Source organism: Notoacmeibacter marinus, assembly GCF_002238045.1.
Classification (GTDB): domain Bacteria; phylum Pseudomonadota; class Alphaproteobacteria; order Rhizobiales; family Rhizobiaceae; genus Notoacmeibacter; species Notoacmeibacter marinus.
Genome location: NZ_NBYO01000001.1, coordinates 654170 through 675293 on the forward strand (window position 1 = coordinate 654170; position 21124 = coordinate 675293).

The 21124-nt window shown below is 63.6% G+C and carries 16 protein-coding genes; 10 read left to right on the forward strand and 6 right to left on the reverse strand.

The features are described from left to right. The first annotated feature begins 63 nt into the window (after positions 1-63). The 6 genes from B7H23_RS03050 (at position 64) to B7H23_RS03075 (ending at position 9268) form a co-directional block, all read left to right on the forward strand. Entirely contained in the window at positions 64-2343 is a 2280-nt protein-coding gene (locus B7H23_RS03050) for an NADP-dependent malic enzyme (protein WP_094075902.1), read from the forward strand. Positions 2344-2432: 89 nt separating this feature from the next. Next, the gene (locus B7H23_RS03055; RefSeq protein WP_094075903.1) at positions 2433-5219 is read left to right on the forward strand and encodes a [protein-PII] uridylyltransferase; all 2787 of its coding nucleotides are present in this window, start codon (positions 2433-2435) and stop codon (positions 5217-5219) included. A gap of 38 nt (positions 5220-5257) precedes the next feature. Further along, complete coding sequence (murJ, locus tag B7H23_RS03060) at positions 5258-6859, forward strand: murein biosynthesis integral membrane protein MurJ (RefSeq protein WP_094075904.1); 1602 nt, start codon at positions 5258-5260, stop codon at positions 6857-6859. Between the two features lie 67 nt (positions 6860-6926). After that, positions 6927-7991 (forward strand): tryptophan--tRNA ligase, encoded by a 1065-nt coding sequence (trpS, locus tag B7H23_RS03065; RefSeq protein WP_094075905.1) that lies wholly within the window; start codon positions 6927-6929, stop codon positions 7989-7991. Positions 7992-8080: 89 nt separating this feature from the next. Beyond that, positions 8081-8584, forward strand: a complete 504-nt coding sequence (locus B7H23_RS03070) for a universal stress protein (protein ID WP_094075906.1) — start codon at positions 8081-8083, stop codon at positions 8582-8584. A 108-nt stretch (positions 8585-8692) separates the two neighbouring features. Beyond that, entirely contained in the window at positions 8693-9268 is a 576-nt protein-coding gene (locus B7H23_RS03075; RefSeq protein WP_094075907.1) for a NifU family protein, read from the forward strand. Positions 9269-9437: 169 nt separating this feature from the next. Here the strand turns inward: B7H23_RS03075 and B7H23_RS03080 are convergent, their stop codons facing one another. Further along, positions 9438-10010: a L,D-transpeptidase gene (locus tag B7H23_RS03080; RefSeq protein ID WP_094076842.1), complete on the reverse strand. Its 573-nt coding sequence runs from the start codon at positions 10008-10010 to the stop codon at positions 9438-9440. A gap of 211 nt (positions 10011-10221) precedes the next feature. On the opposite strand from B7H23_RS03080, the gene B7H23_RS03085 reads away from it, so the two are divergent. Further along, positions 10222-10725 carry an MmcB family DNA repair protein gene (locus B7H23_RS03085; RefSeq protein ID WP_094076843.1) on the forward strand — a complete coding sequence of 168 codons (504 nt, stop codon included), beginning with the start codon at positions 10222-10224 and terminating at the stop codon, positions 10723-10725. A 20-nt stretch (positions 10726-10745) separates the two neighbouring features. Here the strand turns inward: B7H23_RS03085 and B7H23_RS03090 are convergent, their stop codons facing one another. The 5 genes from B7H23_RS03090 to B7H23_RS03110 form a co-directional block, all read right to left on the reverse strand. Next, positions 10746-11090: a VOC family protein gene (locus B7H23_RS03090; RefSeq protein WP_094075908.1), complete on the reverse strand. Its 345-nt coding sequence runs from the start codon at positions 11088-11090 to the stop codon at positions 10746-10748. A 128-nt stretch (positions 11091-11218) separates the two neighbouring features. Further along, the gene (hrpB, locus tag B7H23_RS03095) at positions 11219-13708 is read right to left on the reverse strand and encodes an ATP-dependent helicase HrpB (RefSeq protein ID WP_094075909.1); all 2490 of its coding nucleotides are present in this window, start codon (positions 13706-13708) and stop codon (positions 11219-11221) included. Further along, positions 13705-14385: an ATP-binding cassette domain-containing protein gene (locus B7H23_RS03100; protein ID WP_094075910.1), complete on the reverse strand. Its 681-nt coding sequence runs from the start codon at positions 14383-14385 to the stop codon at positions 13705-13707. The genes hrpB and B7H23_RS03100 overlap by 4 nt, the downstream gene beginning before the upstream one ends. A 12-nt stretch (positions 14386-14397) precedes the next feature. Next, positions 14398-16089 carry an ABC transporter permease gene (locus tag B7H23_RS03105; RefSeq protein WP_240534952.1) on the reverse strand — a complete coding sequence of 564 codons (1692 nt, stop codon included), beginning with the start codon at positions 16087-16089 and terminating at the stop codon, positions 14398-14400. Positions 16090-16094: 5 nt separating this feature from the next. Then, entirely contained in the window at positions 16095-17339 is a 1245-nt protein-coding gene (locus tag B7H23_RS03110; protein WP_094075911.1) for an ABC transporter substrate-binding protein, read from the reverse strand. Positions 17340-17425: 86 nt separating this feature from the next. Here B7H23_RS03110 and B7H23_RS16085 point away from each other — a divergent pair, with 86 nt between their 5' ends. The 3 genes from B7H23_RS16085 to B7H23_RS03120 all read left to right on the forward strand — a co-directional run bounded on the left by B7H23_RS16085 (position 17426) and on the right by B7H23_RS03120 (position 21114). Further along, positions 17426-17590 carry a hypothetical protein gene (locus tag B7H23_RS16085; RefSeq protein ID WP_173861874.1) on the forward strand — a complete coding sequence of 55 codons (165 nt, stop codon included), beginning with the start codon at positions 17426-17428 and terminating at the stop codon, positions 17588-17590. Positions 17591-17848: 258 nt separating this feature from the next. Then, positions 17849-20257, forward strand: coding sequence for a phenylalanine--tRNA ligase subunit beta (gene pheT / locus B7H23_RS03115; RefSeq protein ID WP_094075912.1), 2409 nt, complete (start codon positions 17849-17851; stop codon positions 20255-20257). A gap of 191 nt (positions 20258-20448) precedes the next feature. Next, positions 20449-21114, forward strand: coding sequence for a hypothetical protein (locus B7H23_RS03120; RefSeq protein ID WP_094075913.1), 666 nt, complete (start codon positions 20449-20451; stop codon positions 21112-21114). Positions 21115-21124: the final 10 nt, after the last annotated feature.

Below are 21124 nucleotides of genomic sequence, written 5' to 3' on the forward strand. Positions count from 1 at the left end.
TCATGGATTTGCATGTCCAGAGATCGGACTTGGCCAGTACGTCAACAATGACAGGGAGGACACATGACGAAGCGGAACGGAGAAGACGGCCCCTCGATCACCGAGCAGGAAGCCCTGGACTTTCACGCCTTGCCAAAGCCGGGCAAGCTGGAAATCTCGCCGACCAAGGCGATGGCGACCCAGCGCGACCTGTCGCTGGCCTATTCGCCGGGCGTCGCCGTTCCCGTCATGGCCATCGCGGAGACACCCGGCCGCGCCTTCGACTATACGGCGCGCGGCAATATGGTGGCCGTTATCTCCAATGGCACCGCCATTCTGGGCCTTGGCAATCTCGGCGCTCTGGCTTCCAAACCGGTAATGGAGGGCAAGGCGGTCCTCTTCAAACGCTTCGCCGACGTCGATTCGATCGATCTGGAGGTCGATACCGAGGATGTCGACGAATTCATCAATTGCGTGCGCCATCTCGGTCCCTCCTTCGGCGGCATCAATCTGGAGGACATCAAGGCGCCGGACTGCTTCATCATCGAACAGCGCCTGCGCGAACTGATGGATATCCCCGTCTTCCACGACGATCAGCACGGCACCGCCATCATCGCCGCCGCCGGACTCATCAACGCGCTTCATCTGACGGGGCGGAAGATGGAGGATGCGCGCCTCGTGGTGAACGGTGCGGGCGCGGCGGCCATCGCCTGCGTCGAACTGGTCAAGGCGATGGGTTTCACGCCGGACAATGTCATCATGTGCGACACCAAGGGCGTGATCTACAAGGGCCGTGAAAACGGCATGAACCAGTGGAAGAGCGCTCATGCCGCCGAGACGGACTTGCGCACGCTCGAAGAAGCAATGGAAGGCGCGGACGCCGTCTTCGGCCTGTCGGTCAAGGGCGCGTTCAGCGACAAGATGATCGCATCGATGGCCCCTCAGCCGATCATCTTCGCCATGGCCAATCCCGACCCCGAAATCACGCCCGAAGAGGTCAGGCGCATTCGCGACGATGCGGTGATGGCGACGGGACGTTCGGACTATCCCAACCAGGTCAACAATGTCCTCGGCTTTCCCTACATCTTCCGCGGCGCGCTCGATGTGCGGGCCCGCACGATCAATGAGGACATGAAGGTCGCCGCCGCCCAGGCGCTCGCCGAACTCGCCCGCGAGGACGTGCCGGACGATGTGGCAGCCGCCTATCGGGGGGCCCGTCCGCGCTTCGGGCGCAATTACATCATTCCCGTACCGTTCGATCCGCGCCTCATCTCCTCCATTCCGCTGGCCGTCGCCAAGGCGGCCATGGATAGCGGCGTCGCCCAGCAGCCCATCGTCGATCTGGAGAAATACGCCCAGAACCTTCAGGGCCGGCGCGATCCGATCGCCTCGACCCTGCAGCGCATCTATGAGCGGGTGCGGAGGCAGCCCAAGCGGATCGTCTTTGCCGAGGGCGAGGAAGAACAGGTGATGCGGGCCGCCATCTCCTACGTCAACCAGCGGCTCGGCACTGCCATTCTCCTCGGTCGCGAGGACCGGATCGACGAGATGGCCAAACAGAACGGCATCGATCTCAACCGGCAGGGCATCGAGATCGTCAATGCCAGGAAGTCCGAACGGGTCGACGCCTATGTCGAGCATCTCTATTCCCGCCTGCAGCGAAACGGCTATCTGCAGCGCGACGCCCTGCGCATGATCAACAATGACCGCAACCATTTCGCCGCCTCCATGGTCGCGCTCGGCGATGCGGACGGCATGGTCTCGGGCGTCACGCGCAACTATTCCACCGTGCTGGAGGACGTCCGGCGCGTCATCGATACCATGCCGGGCCATCGCATGATCGGCGTTTCCATCGCGCTGTGCCGGGGGCGGACCGTGGTTATCGCCGATACCGCGGTTCACGAAATGCCGGACGCCGAAGCGCTAGCCGATATTGCCGAGGAGGCCGCCGGGGTCGCCCGCCGTCTCGGCTATGAGCCGCATGTCGCCATGCTTGCCTATTCCACCTTCGGCCAGCCGCCGGGCGAACGCAGCGACAAGGTGCAGCAGGCGGTCCGTATCCTGGAACGGCGCGGCGTCGATTTCGAGTTCGACGGCGAGATGGCCGCCGATGTGGCGCTCAATGCCGATCTGATGGCGCAATATCCGTTCGTGCGGCTGTCACGGCCGGCCAATGTGCTCGTCATGCCGGCCTTCCACTCAGCGTCGATCGCGACCAAGATGCTGCAGGAACTGGGCGGCTCTACCGTGATCGGCCCGCTGCTCGTCGGGCTGGAAAAAAGCGTTCAGGTTGTCTCGCTCGGGGCCAAGGATTCCGACATCGTCAATATGGCGGCCATCGCCGCCTATAACGCGACGAATTGAGGGTGTTGGAAGTGAAGGGCGAAACCGGTTAGGACATATTCGAACCGTCCCGCCCTTCACCGTCCACCACGATGCCTGCCGGAGTTTCCATGCGTCATCCCGCCCTGAAGCTTGCCGAGGTGATCGACGCCGATACTCTCCGGGACAAACTAACGGCGCTGACCCATGAGCGCGACGGCGACGGCTCCGATCCGGCGATCCGCATGCAGGTTCTGGCGATCCTGAAAGCGGAGCTTACCGCGGGGCGCAAACGCATCGAAACCATGCTGCTGGAGGATCGCAGCGGCACGGCCTGCACGCGCCGGCTGTCGCACCAGATGGACGAGATCATCCGGCTCATCCACGATTTCGCCATCGCTCATGTCTACCGCGGCGCCAATCTCAGCCGTGGCGAGAAGATGGCGATCGTCGCTACCGGCGGTTATGGCCGCGACGCGCTGGCGCCGGGTTCCGATGTCGATCTTCTGTTCCTGCTGCCGCACAAGCAGACGGCGCGGATCGAACAGATCGTCGAATACATCCTCTACATTCTCTGGGATCTGGGCCTGAAAGTCGGGCACGCGACGCGCAATATCAATGAATGCATCCGCCTTGCCAAAAGCGACGTGACCATCGCCACCGCCATGCTGGAAGCGCGTTTCATATGGGGCGAGCGGCCGCTCTTCGACACGCTTGAACAGCGCTTCGTCGACGATGTCGAGAAGGCCGGCGGACGTGATTTCACCACCGCCAAGATGGCCGAGCGGGACAGCCGGCACGAGCGGCACGACAATTCCCGCTACAAGGTCGAGCCGAACATCAAGGACGGCAAAGGCGGGCTGCGCGATCTCCAGACCCTCTACTGGATCGGCAAATTCGTCTATCGGGTGGACCATTCGCGCCAGCTCGTCGGCAAGGGCGTCTTCACCCAGCGCGAATACAACCAGTTCCAGCGCTGCGACGACTTCCTGTGGGCCGTCCGCTGCCATCTGCATTTCGTGGCCGGCAAGGCGGAAGACCGCCTCGGATTCGATTTCCAGCCGGAGATCGCCGAGCGCCTCGACTATCAGAGCAAGCCCGGCCTGTCTGGCGTCGAGCGCTTCATGAAGCACTATTTCCTTGTCGCCAAACAGGTCGGCGATCTGACGCGCATCTTCTGCGCCGCGCTCGAACTGGAGCAGGCCAAAACCGCGCCGGGCCTCGCCGCGGGGCTGGTTCGCCCGTTCACCCGTCGGCGCAAGGCCGTGAAAGGCTATCCCGATTTCGTGATCGAGAATGGCCGCCTGAACGTCGCCGATGCCGATGTGTTCGAACGCGACAATCTGAACCTCATTCGCCTGTTCTGGCTCGGCGACCGTGAAGAGCTGGAATATCATCCCGATGCGCTTAGCCTCGTGACGCGCTCGCTCAAGCTGGTCGACCGCGATCTCCGGCGCAACCCGGACGGCAACGAGATGTTCATGGCCATCCTGACCAGCCGGCGCGATCCCGAAATCCAGCTTCGGCGGATGAACGAGACAGGCCTGCTCGGCCGCCTCATCCAGGACTTCCGCAAGGTCGTCGCGATGATGCAGTTCAACATGTACCACCACTTCACGGTGGATGAGCATCTGCTGCGCTGTATCGCCAATCTGGCGGAGATCGAAAAGGGCCACCTGGCCGACGAGCACCCTTACGCCACCGATTTCTGCAAGGATCTTTCCGATACGCAGCGGCGCATTCTCTATGTCGCCCTTCTGCTGCACGATATCGCCAAGGGGCGTCCCGAAGACCACTCCATTGCCGGCGCGCGTGTCGCCAAGCGCCTTTGTCCGCATATGGGTCTGACCAAATCGGAAACCGCGACGGTCGCCTGGCTGGTGCGCGAGCATCTGACCATGAGCATGGTGGCGCAAAGTCGCGATCTCAATGACCGCAAGACCATCGAGGATTTCGCCGATACGGTTCAGTCGGTCGACCGGCTCAAACTGCTGCTGATCCTGACCGTCTGCGACATTCGCGGCGTCGGGCCGGGCGTCTGGAACGCCTGGAAGGGCCAGTTGATCCGTCAGCTTCACACCGAAACCGAACTGCTGCTGACCGGCGGCTTTTCCGGAGCCAGCCGGGCCACGCGGATCGAGGCGGCGCGCCAGGGCCTGAAGGAAAGCCTCGCCGAATGGCCGCAGGACGACCGCGAAGCCTATGTGGAACTGCACTATCCCGCTTATCTTCTGGCCGTCGACCACGAAGCGCAACTGCGCCATGCGGACTTTATCCGCAACGCCACCCGCTCGGGCGAGCAACTGGCGCTCGATTACCGCACGCTTGCTTTTGAAGGCATGACCGAAATCACCGTTCTGGCTTTCGACCATCCCCGCCTGCTGTCGATCATCGCCGCGGCGTGTGCCGCCTCCGGCGCCAATATCGTCGACGCCCAGATCTTTACCACCACGGACGGACGGGCGCTCGATACGATCCGCATCGCCCGCGAATTCGACGCCGATGAGGACGAATTGCGCCGGGCACGGGCGATCGGACGCACCATCGCGGCGGTGCTGAAGGGCGAAGCGCATATTCCGCAATTGAAGAAGCGCAGCAAAGGCCGCCGCAAGGTGCGCGCCTTCTCGATCCAGCCGGAAGTGTCGGTGGACAATTCGCTGTCCAACGAGTTTTCGGTCATCGCCGTGGAAGGGCTGGACCGTACGGGGCTTCTGTCCGACCTCACCCACGCGCTGTCGGACCTCAATCTCGACATCGCTTCGGCGCACATCACCACATTCGGCGAAAGGGTGGTCGATACGTTTTACGTGACGGATTTGACCGGCGCGCAGATCGAATCGCCAGCAAGGCAAAAGCGCATTGTCGAACGGCTCTGCGGCATTCTCGATCCCGATGCCGACGAACGGGCGGCAGCGTGAACCGATGATCGAGGCAGAGCAGTGAGAGACGGCCGCCCATGAGCCTCATCCGCAAATTCGCTTCGGTCGGCGGCGCGACCATGCTGAGCCGGGTGCTCGGCTTCGCCCGCGAGGCGCTGATGGCAGCGACGCTCGGCGCCGGCAATTATGCCGACGTCTTCTTTGCCGCCTTCCGTTTCCCGAACCTGTTCCGTCGCCTCTTCGCCGAGGGCGCGTTCAATGCGGCCTTCGTGCCCCTCTTCGCCCGCCATTACGAGGGCGAAGGCCGAAAGGATGCCGAGCGCTTCTCGACCGAAGTGTTCAACGTGCTCTTCTCGGTCCTGCTGGTGCTGACCATCGCAATGGAACTGGCGATGCCGGTTCTGGTGGCGACAATCATCGCGCCGGGCTTCGCCGACACGCCGGACAAGTTCGACGCGACCGTCACGCTGTCGATGATCATGTTCCCCTATCTGATGTGCATGAGCCTGGCGGCGATGATGGCCGGCATTCTCAATTCGCTGCAGCGCTATTTCGTCGCGGCGATTGCGCCGGTCTTTCTGAACGTCATCCTCATCGGCGTTCTCGGCTGGGCGCTTTATCGCGACACCCCGCCCGCCGATGTCGCGTTCTGGCTGAGCTGGGGCGTTCTGGCGGCGGGGCTCCTGCAACTGGCCATCGTTACCGTCGGCGCGCGAAGGTCCGGGATCCGCGTGACCTTTCGGGTGCCGAAGCTGACGCCGAACGTCAAACGCCTGCTGATCCTGGCCGGGCCGGCGGCGATCACCGGCGGCGTCACGCAGATCAATCTGGTGATCGGCCAGATCATCGCTTCGCAGAAGGATGGCGCGATCTCCGTGCTACAATACGCCGACCGTGTCTATCAATTGCCACTCGGCATTGTCGGTATCGCAGTCGGCGTCGTTCTGTTGCCGGAACTGGCGCGTGCGCTGCGCGGCGAACGGGCCGAGGAAGCGACCCATCTGCAAAGCCGATCGGTCGAGTTCACGCTGGCGCTGACCCTGCCGGCGGCGGCCGCCATTCTCGTCATCAGCCCGGAGATCGTCCGGCTTCTGTACGAACGCGGCGCCTTCACCGCGGACACCACCGGGACCGTCTCGGGCGTTCTGGCGATCTTCGGCATCGGTCTGCCGGCTTTCGTCCTCATCAAGTGTTTCCAGCCGGCCTTTTTTGCGCGGGAAGACACGCGCACGCCGATGTTGTTCTCGATGATTTCGGTCGCCATCAATGTCGCGCTTGCGCTGACACTCTTTCCGCTTTTCGAAGAGCGCGGCATCGCGACCGCAGAGATCGTCGCCGGCTGGACCAATGCGCTCGGCCTTCTGACTGTTCTTCTCTGGCGCGGACACTGGCAGCCGGACCGCCTCCTACTGAGCCGCCTGCCGCGCCTGCTCTTCGCCGCAGCGATCATGGGCGGCGCGCTGTGGTACATCTCCGGCTGGACGGATCAGTGGTTCGGCGCCGAGGCCTTCACCGCCAAGCTCGTGACGATGCTGCTGCTGGCGGCTGTCGCCTTCGTTCTTTATTTCGGCCTCGCCTACGCCATTGGCGGGCTCGACCGTAATGAACTGCGTCAGGCGCTGCGCCGGAAGAAGGGCGAAAAGCCGGGCGACGAAACCCCGCCGGACATGCTGGCTTGATCGGCGCGGCCCGCTCTGCCACAAGGCCCGCCGACCCGATCTCCTTCCTATTGCGGACGCACCGTTCATGACCGACAGTTTCAAACCCCTCGTCTTTTCCGGCGTGCAGCCGACCGGCAGCCTGACGCTCGGCAATTATCTCGGCGCGATCCGCAAATTCGTGGCGCTTCAGGACAATCACGACTGCATGTATTGCGTGGTCGATCTACACTCGCTTACCGCGCGGCTCGTCCATGACGATCTGGCCGACCAGACCCGCGCCATCGCCGCGGCGTTCATCGCCGCCGGGATCGATCCGCACAGGCACATCGTCTTCAACCAGAGCCGCGTGCCGGGCCATGCGGAACTGGCCTGGATCTTCAACTGCGTGGCGCGGATCGGCTGGATGAACCGGATGACCCAGTTCAAGGACAAGGCCGGCAAGGACCGTGAGAATGCTTCACTCGGCCTGCTTGCCTATCCGTCGCTGATGGCCGCCGACATCATGCTCTACCGGGCCACCCATGTGCCGGTGGGCGACGATCAGAAACAGCATCTGGAACTGGCGCGCGACATCGCGATCAAGTTCAACAACGACTTTTCGGAGCGTATCGAGCAGGCCGGCCTTTCCGTGCCTGTCACGATGGGCGAGGAGAAGGTCAATGCCTATTTCCCCATTGTCGAGCCGCTGATCGAAGGTCCGGCCCCGCGCGTGATGAGCCTGCGCGACGGGACCAAGAAAATGAGCAAGTCCGATCCGTCGGATAATTCCCGCATCAACATGACCGACGATGCGGAGACGATCGCCAAAAAAATTCGCAAGGCGAAAACCGATCCCGACGGGCTACCCACCGAGGTGGACGGCCTCAAGGGGCGGGCTGAAGCGGACAATCTGGTCGGCATCTTCGCCGCGCTTTCCGACCGCTCCAAAGCCGATGTACTGGGCGAATTCGGCGGCCGGCAATTCTCCGAGTTCAAGCCGGCGCTTTCCGAACTGGCGGTGAGCGTGCTGTCGCCTATTGGCGAAGAGATGCGTCGGCTGATGGCCGATCCCGGTCACCTGGACGCCATTTTGTGGAACGGCGCCGAACAGGCCAATGGAATGGCCGAAAAGACGCTGGACGATGTGCGGCAGATCGTCGGCTTCGTATGATCGTATGAAGCGCTTGCCACGGTCGCGGCCGGCATGGTTAGGATAATGGTTGCCGGCCCGCTCCTGCCGGTCTCGCGAGAGGGACATGCATGGAAGAAATACCGGAACGGTTGAGCCGCAAGGCCGGTCGTAAACGCAAATTCCTTGCGATTATCGACGACACACCCGAATGCGAGCGCGCCGTGACCTATGCCGCCTATCGCGCGCAGGCGACCTCCGGCACGCTGAAGCTTCTTTACGTCATCCAGCCGGAACCCGGCGAATTCGCCCATTGGCTTGGCGTCGAGGAAAAGATGCGCGAAGAGGCGATGGATGAGGCGGAGCGGCGCCTCTCCCGTTTTCGCGATGCGATCGCCCGCCGGCTCGGCGTGGCTCCCGAAATCGAGATTCGGGAAGGCAAATATGCCGAGCAGATCCACGAACTGATCCGCGAAGACCCGGAGATCGTCATTCTCGTTCTGGCGACGTCGGCCTCTTCGGAAGGCCCGGGGCCTCTGGTGTCGTCTATCGCCGGACGCAGCGCCGCCTTTCCGATCCCCGTCACCGTCGTGCCAGGCAATCTTTCGGACGAAGATATCGAGACCCTTGCTTGACCGGAACGGGCCGCGCCCAAGCGAAAGAACTTGAAGGCACGCGGGCGCGACGCTACATTTAGAACAATTCTAAAGACACATTCGGCTTGCCGAAGAAAGCGTGAAATCATGTTCATTCAAACCGAAACCACACCGAACCCCGCCACGCTGAAATTTCTGCCCGGAGAGATCGTGATCGGCGAAGGCACGGCCGAGTTCAAGGATGTGGAAGACGCCGCGTCCCATTCGCCCCTCGCCGCGCGCCTTTTCGATGTGCCAGGCGTGACCGGCGTGTTCTTCGGCTATGATTTCGTGACCGTGACCAAGGATGACGATACCGCCTGGCAGCACATCAAGCCGGCCATTCTCGGCGCGATCATGGAGCATTTCATGTCCGGCGATCCGGTCATGGCGGCGGCGTCGAAGGCGATGGGCCAGCGTGCCGATGGCGAAGAATTCTTCGACAAGGCCGATGCGCCGCTTGTCGAGCAGATCAAGGAACTGCTCGACACCCGCGTACGGCCCGCGGTGGCGCAGGATGGCGGCGATATCACCTTTCGCGGCTTCCGGGACGGCGTCGTCTATCTGAACATGAAGGGCGCTTGTGCCGGCTGCCCGTCCTCGACGGCCACGCTGAAGCACGGCATCCAAAACCTGCTCCGGCATTTCGTTCCGGAAGTGCAGGAAGTCGAACAGGTCATCTAACCGCCGACTTTTATCGGGTCTGCATCCGACCGGCGTCCGTTGTGGACGCCGGTTTTTTTTGGCGGCGATACAAAGGCGCCTGCCAGAAAAACGGAAGGCCGGGTGTCCCCCGACCCCGGCCTTCCGGGCGCGGCCCCTCGGCGCGCCACCCCTCTGGAGGGGATCTGGATTAGAGGACGATGACCTTGGCCCCCACTTCGGCACGTTCGTAGAGATCGATCACGTCCTGATTGATCATGCGAATGCAGCCCGATGAGACGTTGCCGCCAATGGACCAGTATTCCGGCGAGCCGTGCAGGCGATAACCCGTGTCGCCGCGCTTGTTGTGAAGGTAGAGCGCGCGAGCGCCGAGCGGGTTGGAGAGGCCTGGCGGTTGGCCATTGCGCCATTTGGCGGTGCGCGGATCGCGCTTGATCATCTCGGGCGGCGGCGTCCAGGTAAAGCCTTCGCGTCCGACGCCGATGCCGTAGCGCATCGCCTTGCCGCCATCCATCACGAAATAGAGATATTTCGCCTTGGTATCGACGACGATGGTGCCTGGCTTTTCCGCCGTGTCGTAGCGCACCAGCGCGCGGTGATATTTCTTCGCCACCTTGCCGGGCGGGATCCGGGGCACGGTGTAGGATGCGTCCTTTACCGGCAGATAAGACATGCTGTAGGTGCGCAGCGTACTGCCGCTGGTACATCCTGCCAGCATCGCGAGCGCCAGACCGGCACCCAGAAGAACGCGCATTCTCGGCATGGTCGTCCTCAGTTTGTCGGGCCGTCGGAAACCGGCCGCCACATTTCCGTCACAAGCTATCTCTCATGCCTTCTTGGTTAGCAACAGGTTAACGAAACGGCATTTGTTCGTCTTGCCGCCTCGATGAGGTGCCGTTGCAGCGATGCAACGGCTGCGTTGCACGGTCCACATCGGCCTTTTCTGTCAACATCGTTCATGGCATGTTCCATTCATGAGTGTCGGGTCACCCCTCCGATTCGCCCATCCCCTGGCGGATGGTCGGCAATCTGATCGTGCCATGCTCGTGCGGCGGGGCGTCCAGCGCCTGTGCGTCGATCTTGGCGCCGTGGCGCTTCCCGAAGTCATGCTGAAGGGCGGCCGCCGCGCCGATCTTCTGGTGATGACCGCCCGGAACGAATTCTGGATCGTCGAGATCAAGACGAGCTTGGAGGATCTGCGCGCCGACACCAAATGGCCGGACTACCGCGCCCATTGCGACCGGCTCTTCTTTGCCACCCACCCGGCGGTGCCGGCGGACATCTTTCCGGACGATGCCGGCTTCATTCTTTCGGACGGATACGGCGCCGAAATCCTCGGCGAAGCGCCGGCCCATCCGCTGGCCGGGGCGACGCGCAAGGCGCTGCTGCAGCGTTTCGCGCGGCTCGCCACCCGGCGACTCATGCTGGCCGAGATGGCCGGGCTCGACGTGCCCGGACTGGACGAGGATGCGGGCTAGCGGCGATATCAAGCAAAAGCTCAGGCGCGTCCGGGTTGGGCGAGGACCACCAGGTTCCGGTCGGGATCGTGCAGTCGGACGAGGCTCGTCGTGTCCGCCGGTTCGATGGCGGATGGTTCCAGACCTGCGTTAGCAAGCCGTGAGTGCTCCGTTCTCAAATCGCTGACGATGAGTGTCAGCGTCCCCTTGCCGGCATTGGGCGCGTTCCGGAACAATTGAAAACCGGCAGTGTCTGCATGATGCCATTCGGCGAGCCCATCCATTGGCCTTGCATCGGGCGTCCGCTCGAACAGATGCTCGAACCAAACGATGCTTCGCTCAAGATCGCTGCACGACAATTGAGCGTAGACTTTCTCAATCGGCATCTTCTTTCCTCCGGGTGTTCCAGGCCAACGCCAGCCTTGAAGGGCAGTTCCCATTCGTCGACATCGATCAACGATTGGTGCAATCGGCGTTGATGCTACCAAAAGTTGCGCATTGCATCCGATTCGGATCACCCCTTCCGACGCTTTGCCCGTGCCGTCGGTGCGGCATTGGCCGGGTCGTCGGGCCATTCGTGCTTGGGGTAGCGACCGCGCATATCGGCGCGGACATCGGCCCACGACCCGGCCCAGAAGCCCGGCAGTTCGGTGGTCGTCTGGATGGGCCGGTGGGCCGGCGACAGAAGCTCAAGCAAAAGCGGTGTGCCGCCGCCAATCGTCGGATGGTCGGTCAGCCCGAACAGTTCCTGCACGCGGATGGCCAAAACCGGCCCCCGTTCCGGCTCATAGCGGATCGGCAGGCGGTTGCCGGTCGGCGCCTCGAAATGGGTCGGGGCGTCTTCGTCGATCTTCCGATGCAGATCGAACGGCACGCGGCTGCGCAAGGCGTCTGAGAGCTTACCGGATAGCGGGTCGAGCCGGCCGGCCCCATCGAGAAACGGGCCGAGCCAGTCGTCCAACTCAGCCAGAAGCGTGGGTTCGTCCATGGCCGGCCAGGGCGCGCCGACGGTGTCGTGCAGCCAGCGCAGACGGGCCAGCAGGCTTTCGGTCCTGTCGGTGAAGGGCAGGATGGAGAGCCCCGCTTGACGAACGGCCGACAGAAGCGCGGCGTCCGCTTCCGGCCCTTTCTCGATGGTGAGGGGCTGCTCGCTTAGCGCAATCGCGCCGATGGCGGTAATGCGCCGGCCCTTCAAACGGCGCGTCTCTGGATCAAAGGACGCTTCCACCCGGTGTTCGATCCGGTCCGTCATGGCATCGCGCACCGTTGCCTCGTCGAGCGCGGCCGCGGCAACGATGCGGCCCTGCCGCGCCTGCCCGGTCATATCGGCGACGACCAGCCATTCCTCGCCGGCCAGTGGGTCGGTCTCGTCGAGCGCCGCACCGCGCCCATTGGCCAGGATGTAGCGGCCGTGGCCGCCCCGCCGGCGGGCCAGACGATCCGGATAGGCCAGAAGCAGAAGCTCGCCGACCGACATGCCCGATGCCTCGCGACGCCCTGCGCCGGCGCTCTTCGCCAGACGGTCGGCAAGAGCGCGAGCGGATTTGGCGCGCGACGAATTATCGCGTTCGAAGCCGGAGAGGCGACGTTCCAGATCGGCCGCCATGCCGCCGAGCCCGCGTTCGGTCAGCAGAATCGCCAGTTTGGCGGCGCGTTTCACTTCGCTATGTTGTGCGGCCTCTGCGATCATGAAGGCGAGGCGCACTGGCAGCGCCAGTTTGCGCATCGCATGGCCGCTCGCCGTGATGGCGCCGGCCTCGTCCAGCGCGCCCAACAGGGCGAGCAACTTATGCGCTTCGTTCAGCGCCGGTTCGGGCGGCGGGTCGAGAAAGGGCAGCTTGCGCGGATCGATGACGCCGAAGGCGGCGCTGTCGAGCAGGAGGCGGGAGAGGTCGGCCTCCATGATCTCCGGCGTTCCATGGGCGATGAGCGCGGCGGTCTGCGGCTCGGCCCAAAGGCGGATCGCGACGCCCGGCCGGGTGCGGCCCGCGCGGCCGGCCCGCTGGTCGATGCTCGCGCGCGAGGCGCGAACCGTTTCAAGGCGCGTCACACCGCTGCCGGGCTCGTATTTCGGCACACGCGCCAGCCCTGAATCGATCACCACGCGTACGCCATCGATGGTGACCGAAGTCTCGGCGATGGGTGTTGCCAGCACGATCTTGCGGCGTCCATCCGGCGCGGGGCGAATGGCGGCGTCCTGGTCCTTACCCTGAAGGCCGCCATGCAGCGCCATGATGTCGACGCGCTCGGCCATCGCGGATGGGATCGCCTCGTGGAGGCGCTCCTCGACCCGGCGAATCTCGGCTTGGCCCGGCAGGAAGGCAAGGATCGAGCCCTCCTCCTCCGCCAGCGCCGCGCGGATCGCGGAGGTCATCACGTCCTCGATCCGCTGATCCGCCTTGCGCGGGCGATAGCGAATATCGACCGGAAAGGCGCGGCCAAGACTTTCGATCACGGGCGCATTGCCGAGCAGTTCGGCGACGCCCGCCGTATCCAGTGTCGCGCTCATCACCAGCAGCCGCAGATCGGGCCGCAGCGCGCCGGCAACATCCAATGCGAGGGCCAGGCCGAAATCGGCATCGAGACTACGCTCATGATATTCGTCGAACAGGACAGCGGCGATGCCTTTCAGTTCGGGATCGTCCAGGATCATCGCGGCGAAAACACCCTCTGTGACGACGAGAATGCGCGTCGCCGGTCCGGTGCGATTGTCCATCCGCATGGCGTAGCCGACCGTCTCACCGACCTCTTCGCCCAGGATCGCCGCCATGCGCCGCGCTGCCGCGCGGGCCGCCAGGCGCCTCGGCTCCAGCAGAACGATGGTGCCGTCGCCGCGCCAGCCGGCAGCCAGAAGCGCGAGCGGCACCAGGGTCGTCTTGCCGGCCCCGGGCGGGGCGACCAGGACGGCGCTGCTCCTCTCGTCCAGCGCCTGCAGAAGCTTCGGCACGGCTTCCCGAACCGGCAAGTCCGGCAGATCATCAAGCGCAGGCGCATGCGTTGTCATGCGATCCCCGGCTCGCCGATCGTGACGACCGGTCCGCGCGCTGCTTCCGCGTCGACCTTGTCGTGTGTAACCAGAATGGCGGGAATGCCCGCCTGGCGGATCGCACCGAAGGTCAAATCGCGCATCGCGGTTCGCAGATCGGCATCGAGGCTGGAGAAGGGCTCGTCCAGTAGCATGGCGTCGGGTCGTGACAGAAGTGTCCGCGCCAGCGCCACCCGCGCCTTCTGGCCGCCGGACAGCGTCGCGGGGTCGCGTTTCTCGATGTCCGGCAAACCGATCTGTCGCAGCACCCGGCGAACTTCCTCCTGCCGCGTCTGCCGACCACGGACCGCACTCGGCAAAGCGAAGGCAAGGTTCTGCCCGACATTCATATGTGGAAAAAGAAGCGCGTCCTGAAACAGAAGCCCGCAATGGCGGTCCGAGGCCGGTCTGCCGTCAATCTTCCGTCCCCCGAGCCAGACTTCGCCGCGGGCGGTGAACGCCGGATCGAGGAAACCGCCAATATAGGCCAGCAGGCTGGACTTGCCGGAACCGGACGGCCCCATAACGGTCAGGATCTCGCCCGGCGCGACGGTGTGCTCCAGCTGCAGCAGAGCCTGGCCGTTCAGTGCAATCCGTACGGCGCGCAGATCGAGGCTCGCATCCGCTTTTGCGCCTTGCCGCGCCCCATTGTCCAAGATCGCTCTCTCCTATGCCGCCATGGCCCTGCGGTTTCGCCATAGCAAGGCGGGCAGGATGGCGGCAATGGCGAAGAGGATCAGCGGCGGCAGCGTCTGCAGCAGCGCATAGACGGCGATGGTCCGACGATTGTCGCCGGCGGCCAACGCCACGGCTTCGGTGGTGAGCGTCGGCAGACGGCCCGCGCCGATCAGAACGGTCGAGAGGTACTGGCCGACCGAGACCGCGAAACCGATGGCGAACGCGGCAAGCAGCGCGTTCATCATCATGGGCAGCCGCACTCGGAAAAACGCGCGCAATCGGGAAGCGCCGAGCGCGGTGGCGACACGCTCATAGCGCGGATCGAAGGCCGCCCAGGCATCCTGCATCGTGATCATGAGATAGGGCAGCACGAAAATCAGATGCGACAGAATCAGCGCCGCATAGGAGCCGTCCGTTCCGGTGCGGATCGCCAGAAACTGCAGCCCGAAGAGAAAGCCAACCTGCGGCAGCAGCAAGGGCAGCCACATCACGCCTTGGGACAGGACGCTCGCCGGCCGTCCCACAGGGCGCGTCGCAAGGCGAAGCACCACCAACACCATTCCGATGAAAGCCGAGGCGAAGGCGGCGATCAGCGTGGTGGCGAGCGGTCCGCCAAGGCGTGGCCATGCCGTTCGCCAGCTACGCAGCGTCCAGTCCTGTGGCAGCGTATCTGGAAACGGCCAGAAGCCGGCACAGCACCATAAAAACAGTGCCAGGAACCCCGCGATCAGGAAAGACGCCGTTGCGACGGGCAGGCCGATAGCGACTGCGCGGGGGATGCGATCTCTAGCCAGCCGCAAACCTCTTTCCCGCATCACGCCAAGAATGGTCGCGCCGACCCGCTCCAGGCCGACCCAAAGCAGAATGGCAGCGAGTGTTACGGCGAGTTGCAGGATCGCGCCCGCGCTTGCGGTGAAGCGTAGAGAAAGGTCCGGATCGACCATCCACTGCGCCAGCCGGACCGAAAGCGGTGCCGGCAGGTTCGGTCCGAGAATCAGGGCGACGTCGATGACGGAGGAGGAAAAGGCGATCACCGCGAGAACGCCGAGTCGTATCTGCCGGTAGAGCGGTTGCCATTGCAGGAAAACAAAACCGGTCATACGACCGTAGCCCAGCGAAGCGGCAAGCTGGCGGCTGCGCGCCACCGGCATCTGCGGCAGTGCGGCGAGGATCAGCAGGATCAAGAACGGCGTTTCCTTCAGCACCAGCCCCGCGATCAGAGACAGTCCCGCCGGATCGCCGACGATCAAGACGTCCGGGGGGCGCTGCAGGCCGGTCGCCCATGGTGAAAGGAAGCGCAGGATCAGGCCCGATGGAACGATGAGGAAAGCGAAGGCGAAGGCCGCCGCGGCATGGGGAATTGCGAGAAGCGGCGCGAGCAGACGGCGCATCCGCTCGAAGACCGGCGTACCGGCCGCGGCGGCGGTAAAGGCGCCGGCCAGTCCGAGCGAGATCAGCGCGGCGGCCAGTCCCGTCACCAGCGACAGGCGGATGCTGTCATTCAGGCCCGGTGTCGCCAGCAGATCGTGGAAGGGTTCGAGCGACAGGGTCCGACCGCCGAGCGCGGGTAGATAGCCGAAGGCCGGCAGAACCGTACCCGCCAGCCCTGCCAGAACCGGCAGTGCGATTACGGCCAGGGCCAGTCCCGACGAAATGAGCAGAAGCGGCGCCCTCTGTCGCAAGGCGCTCAGCCGCCGACCACGTAGCGCTTTTCCCACTCCGCTTCGAGCCGATCCTGCCAACTGCCATGCGGTTCGACCAGAACCGGTCCGGTCTCAGCCGGCGACGGAGTCGCCACCCCCAGCGGCAGGGCCCCGAACGCCTTGCGATCGTCTTCTGGCAGGCTGGCAACGTCGAGCACGGTCGGGTCGCCCCATATTTCGGGGTTCTCCTTTCTGATCTGCGCTTCGGGCGAGATCAGGAAATTGGCAAGCAGGAGCGCGCCTTCGCGATTGGCCGCATTGAAGGGCACCGCCACGAAATGGCTGTTGCCGAGGGTGCCGCCGGGAAAGGGAAGCGGGCGCACCGTTTCGGGCAACTCACCGGCGGCGATCCCCGATGAAGCCTCGCCCGGATTGAATGCGAAGAGGATATCGATCTCGCCATCGGCAAGGAGCGCCTTCATCGCCGGATAGTTCTCCGGGTGGCGCTGGCCGCTGCGCCAGAGATTTGGCCGCATCTCGTCCAGCATGGCGAACATCGCTTTCGTGGCGGCGGGAAATGTCTCGTCGGTCGCCGGCTGGGACAAGTCGATATCCTTCGGCGCGGTTTCCGCCAGAAGCTGTTTCAGAAAAGTCGAGCCGACGAAATCGGGCGGTGCGGGATAGGTGAAACGTCCCGGATTGTCCTTAAGCCAGGCGGCAATTTCTTTCGCCGAAGCAGGAAGGTCCGCCGCTGCCGTCCGTGCCGTGTCGTGCCAGAAGGTCAGCTTGGCCATGCCCCAGGGCGATTCCAGCCCGTCGGTCGCTACCGTAAAATCCGTCACGACGGTCGGCTTGCCTTCCACGTCGACATATTCCCAGTTGGGCAGCGCCGTCGCCCAGCCGGGCGTCTCCAGAAGGCCGCGCTCCTTCATGGCGACGAAGTTCTCGCCATTGATCCAGATGAGGTCGACCGATCCGTCATCGATCCTGCCCGCCGCCTTTTCGGCGATGACGCGCGAGACGGCCTCGGCGGTGTCGGACAGACGCACATGGTTCACGGAAACGCCGTAAAGCGCCTCCATTCGGTCGCCGACCCAGTCGATATAGGCGTTGATGTTTTCCGCCCCGCCCCACGCATTCCATTGCACGGTCTGGCCTTTGGCCGCCTCTTCGATCGCCGGCCAGTCGGTGACGGAAGGTGCCTTATTTTCCGCCAAAGCGGGGTTCAGGTTCGCTACCAAGCCAACAAGAAAAAGGGCGGTGGAGAGCCAGGCTTTTCCAACTGTCATCACAGTGTTTCGTCTTTCCTGTTGTCATTGCGAAGGGTTTCGGGGCTGCCCTTCATGCCATGATACGTATTCATCGGATCGTCCCCATGCATCTAAACATTCCCCTTATTGCCGGAACCCTCAAGATCAAAACCATTCAATATATGCGCCGCTGCGAACTGGAGCGTCAGGTGCCGACACGCCAGATCGGCTCGCTCTACTTCATCTGGTGGCGCAAGGGCCTCAGTCCCCGTGCTTTTCACGACCATTGATCCGCCACGCATTGACACGGGCCGCGCTTGGCGCGATCGGCCTCTCTTCCATCTCCAGTAACGGGCGGAGGCCGCTTCTTATTACAACGACCTTGCAAAATGCCGCCGGACGATACGTTGCCAGTCGCGGAACGGCAGACAAGTGAGCGGAGCGGGTTTTCCCGCGCCGCCAAACAGCGTATGCAGCCGACCGACTGAATATTGGCAGTCCGGGCCGAAGAGCGCGGACCGCAGCTTTGTCTGGAGCGATTGCACGCGATGAAACTGACCCTGTCCTGGCTGAAGGATCATCTGGAAACGGACGCCGATCTTTCCACCATCTGCGAGCGGCTGACCATGATCGGTCTGGAGGTCGAGGATGTCGACGACCGGGCGAGCCTGAAACCCTTCACCATCGCCCGTGTGATCGAGGCGGGACGCCACCCCGATGCCGACAAGCTTCAGGTACTGAAAGTCGATACCGGCCAGGGAGAGCCGCTGCAGGTGGTTTGCGGCGCACCCAATGCACGCGCCGGCCTAGTAGGCGTTCTGGCACGACCGGGCAGCTATATTCCGGGCCTCGACACCACCATTGGCAAGGGCAATATTCGCGGCGTAGAGAGCTTCGGCATGATGTGCTCGGAGCGCGAGCTGGAACTGTCGGACGAGCATGAGGGCATCATCGACCTGCCGGAAGATGCGCCGGTCGGCCAGAGTTACGCCGAATGGGCGGGTCTCGCCGACCCCGTCATCGAAATTAATCTGACGCCGAACCGGCCAGACTGCACCGGCGTCTCCGGCATCGCGCGCGATCTGGCGGCCTCCGGTCTCGGAACGCTGAAGACGCCGCCCGTCCCCTCCATCGTCGGCGAAGGCGCATGCCCGACAGGCCTTACCATCGAAGCATCAGACCTTTGCCCCGGCTTCGCTTTGCGTCTGGTGCGCGGCGTCAGGAACGGCGCATCGCCCGACTGGATGCAGCGCCGGCTGAACGCGATCGGCCTTCGCCCGATCAACGCGCTCGTCGACATCACCAATTACGTCACCTTCGACCGAGGCCGCCCGCTACATGTGTTCGATGCGGCCAAGGTGAAGGGCGACCTTACCGTCCGCCGCGCAAAGGATGGCGAGGCGGTCGAAGCACTCGACGAGCGGACCTATGAGTTGAATGACGGCATCTGTGTCATTGCCGACGAAAACGGCGTGGAAAGCATTGCCGGAGTGATGGGCGGCGAGGCCTCCGGTTGCGATGAAACCACCACGGACGTCCTGATCGAATCGGCGCTCTGGGACCCAGCGAACATCGCACGCACGGGACGCGATCTCGGCATCATTACCGATGCGCGCTACCGCTTTGAGCGTGGCGTCGACCCTACCTTCATGGAGCCCGGTCTCGATCTGGCGACGCAATTCGTCACGGATATTTGTGGCGGCACACCGAGCGAGAAGATCATTGCCGGCTATGAGGAGCCTGAACGCCGGCAGATCGCCTTTCCGCCAAGCGAGGTGAAGCGGCTCACCGGCATTGACATATCGAAGGACGAAAGTCTTTCCATCCTTTCGCGCCTCGGTTTCGATAGGATGGATGACGGGGACGGGACCGCACGGATCAGCGTGCCGAACTGGCGGCCCGATATCGACGGCAAGGCCGATCTCGTCGAAGAGGTCATTCGCATTCATGGCGTCGACGAGATCGAGCCGGCGCCGCTTCCGGCCCATGGCGCGGTTGGCGGCCCCATTCTGACGCCGCTACAGAACCGCACCCGCGCCGCCAAACGCGCGCTTGCAGCGCGCGGCATGATGGAAGCGGTCACATGGTCGTTCATTCCGGCCGATCACGCCAAGCTGTTCGGCGGAGGCGATCAACGCCTGAAGCTCGCCAATCCGATCGCCGCCGATATGAGCGACATGCGGCCGTCGCTACTTCCGGGCCTGCTTGCCGCAGCCGGGCGAAACGCCAAGCGCGGCTATGGCGACGTCGCTCTCTTCGAGGTCTCGGGCACCTATGAAGACGACACGCCGAAAGGCCAGCGCCGCGTTGCCGGCGGCGTGCGCACCGGCAGCGCCCATATGGATGGATTTGGGCGGCACTGGTCCGGCGCCTTGGCGCCGGTCGGCGTGTTCGACGCAAAATCCGATGCGCTTGCCGTTCTCGAAGCCATCGGCGCGCCGGTCGACAAGCTGATGATCATGCAGGGCGCGCCCGACTGGTATCATCCCGGTCGGTCCGGCACCCTGCGACTCGGGCCGAAGACCGTTCTGGCCAGTTTCGGCGAATTTCATCCACGCGTGCTGGACGCGCTGGATGTCTCCGGCCCGGTCTGCGGCTTCGAAGTCTTCGTCGATGCCCTGCCCGCGCCGAAGAAGAAGGCGACCCGCACCAAGCCGAAGCTGGAACTGTCGCCGTTCCAAGCCGTCTCGCGGGACTTCGCCTTCATCGTCGACAAGACCGTGCCGGCCGGCGAGATCGTCAAGGCAACGGCTGCCGCCGATCGCGGGCTCATCTCCGATGTGAGGGTGTTCGACGTGTTCGAAGGCGCTTCGCTCGGCGAGGACAAGAAATCGATTGCGGTGGCGGTGACGATCCAGCCTCTGCAGCGAACGCTGACCGACGAGGATTTCGAAACGCTGTCCTCGACGATTATCGCCAATGTCGCCAAACAGACCGGCGGTATTCTTCGCGGTTAAGAACCGCGAAGAGCCGGGGGCAACGCATCATTAAGCACAATGGCCTAGTTTCGTCATCATAGCGTCGTTTTCGTTGCGAATATGCCGCACGACGCTGCCGATGATTTGCAAATTGGTCTCATCCGGTCGACTTGACGATCATCTAATGTTTTATCTGTGCAGTCGATGGGGCGTTCGTCGGTGGAGAAATCATGCGACATTTTATATTCGGCATAGGCCTTTCGATCCTTATGATGGCAACGGCCCCTTTGCGCGCCGCCGACATATTGGAGCCGAGCCTCGATACGGGCGCGATGCCGAAGGCCATTTCGGACACATCGCTTCTCGTCTTCGCCGGCCGCTCGATCGAGGGTCATGTCTGGCAACGGGATTCCTTGCCATTCGTCGCGGATTTCGGCGGACAGGTGCAGATCGGGGCGGCCGTGGCCCATACCCCCTACGACCTGCCCCTTGGCCTGGTGGTCGGCGGCGAGATCGGTGCTTCGGTTCGTATCGACAATGACGATTTCGGGCCGTCGGGCACGTCCGGCGAACTCTGGGCCGGCCCGACCATCCGCCATAAGGGCCTTCCCATCGGTCCCATCCTCATCAAACCGGCCTTTACCTTCGGCCTGACGGCGGTGACGGGCTCCTACGGTCTGGAGCGGCGGCGCGAAATCGAGGAAGACGGCGATGCGACGCTCCTCTACTTCATGGCGCCGGAAATCGCCGTTTCGCTGAAATCGATGCCGAACATCGATTTCGTCTACAGGGCGCAGCACCGCTCGGGCGGCAAGAACATCTTCTTCCTGCCGGCCATCGGCAATATGGGCGACACGACCAACGCCAACACATTCGGCGTGCGGGTCCATTTCTGACCGATACGCG

What these genes read in the sequence shown, in the direction of transcription:
- B7H23_RS03120 (WP_094075913.1), top strand. Translation starts at nt 20,449, where the DNA reads ATGCGACATTTTATATTCGGCATAGGCCTTTCGATCCTTATGATGGCA.
- B7H23_RS03085 (WP_094076843.1), top strand. Translation starts at nt 10,222, where the DNA reads ATGAGTGTCGGGTCACCCCTCCGATTCGCCCATCCCCTGGCGGATGGT.
- B7H23_RS03070 (WP_094075906.1), top strand. Translation starts at nt 8,081, where the DNA reads ATGGAAGAAATACCGGAACGGTTGAGCCGCAAGGCCGGTCGTAAACGC.
- B7H23_RS03075 (WP_094075907.1), top strand. Translation starts at nt 8,693, where the DNA reads ATGTTCATTCAAACCGAAACCACACCGAACCCCGCCACGCTGAAATTT.
- hrpB (WP_094075909.1), bottom strand. Translation starts at nt 13,708, where the DNA reads ATGACAACGCATGCGCCTGCGCTTGATGATCTGCCGGACTTGCCGGTT.
- B7H23_RS03050 (WP_094075902.1), top strand. Translation starts at nt 64, where the DNA reads ATGACGAAGCGGAACGGAGAAGACGGCCCCTCGATCACCGAGCAGGAA.
- B7H23_RS16085 (WP_173861874.1), top strand. Translation starts at nt 17,426, where the DNA reads ATGCATCTAAACATTCCCCTTATTGCCGGAACCCTCAAGATCAAAACC.
- B7H23_RS03055 (WP_094075903.1), top strand. Translation starts at nt 2,433, where the DNA reads ATGCGTCATCCCGCCCTGAAGCTTGCCGAGGTGATCGACGCCGATACT.
- murJ (WP_094075904.1), top strand. Translation starts at nt 5,258, where the DNA reads ATGAGCCTCATCCGCAAATTCGCTTCGGTCGGCGGCGCGACCATGCTG.
- B7H23_RS03080 (WP_094076842.1), bottom strand. Translation starts at nt 10,010, where the DNA reads ATGCCGAGAATGCGCGTTCTTCTGGGTGCCGGTCTGGCGCTCGCGATG.
- B7H23_RS03110 (WP_094075911.1), bottom strand. Translation starts at nt 17,339, where the DNA reads ATGACAGTTGGAAAAGCCTGGCTCTCCACCGCCCTTTTTCTTGTTGGC.
- B7H23_RS03090 (WP_094075908.1), bottom strand. Translation starts at nt 11,090, where the DNA reads ATGCCGATTGAGAAAGTCTACGCTCAATTGTCGTGCAGCGATCTTGAG.
- trpS (WP_094075905.1), top strand. Translation starts at nt 6,927, where the DNA reads ATGACCGACAGTTTCAAACCCCTCGTCTTTTCCGGCGTGCAGCCGACC.
- pheT (WP_094075912.1), top strand. Translation starts at nt 17,849, where the DNA reads ATGAAACTGACCCTGTCCTGGCTGAAGGATCATCTGGAAACGGACGCC.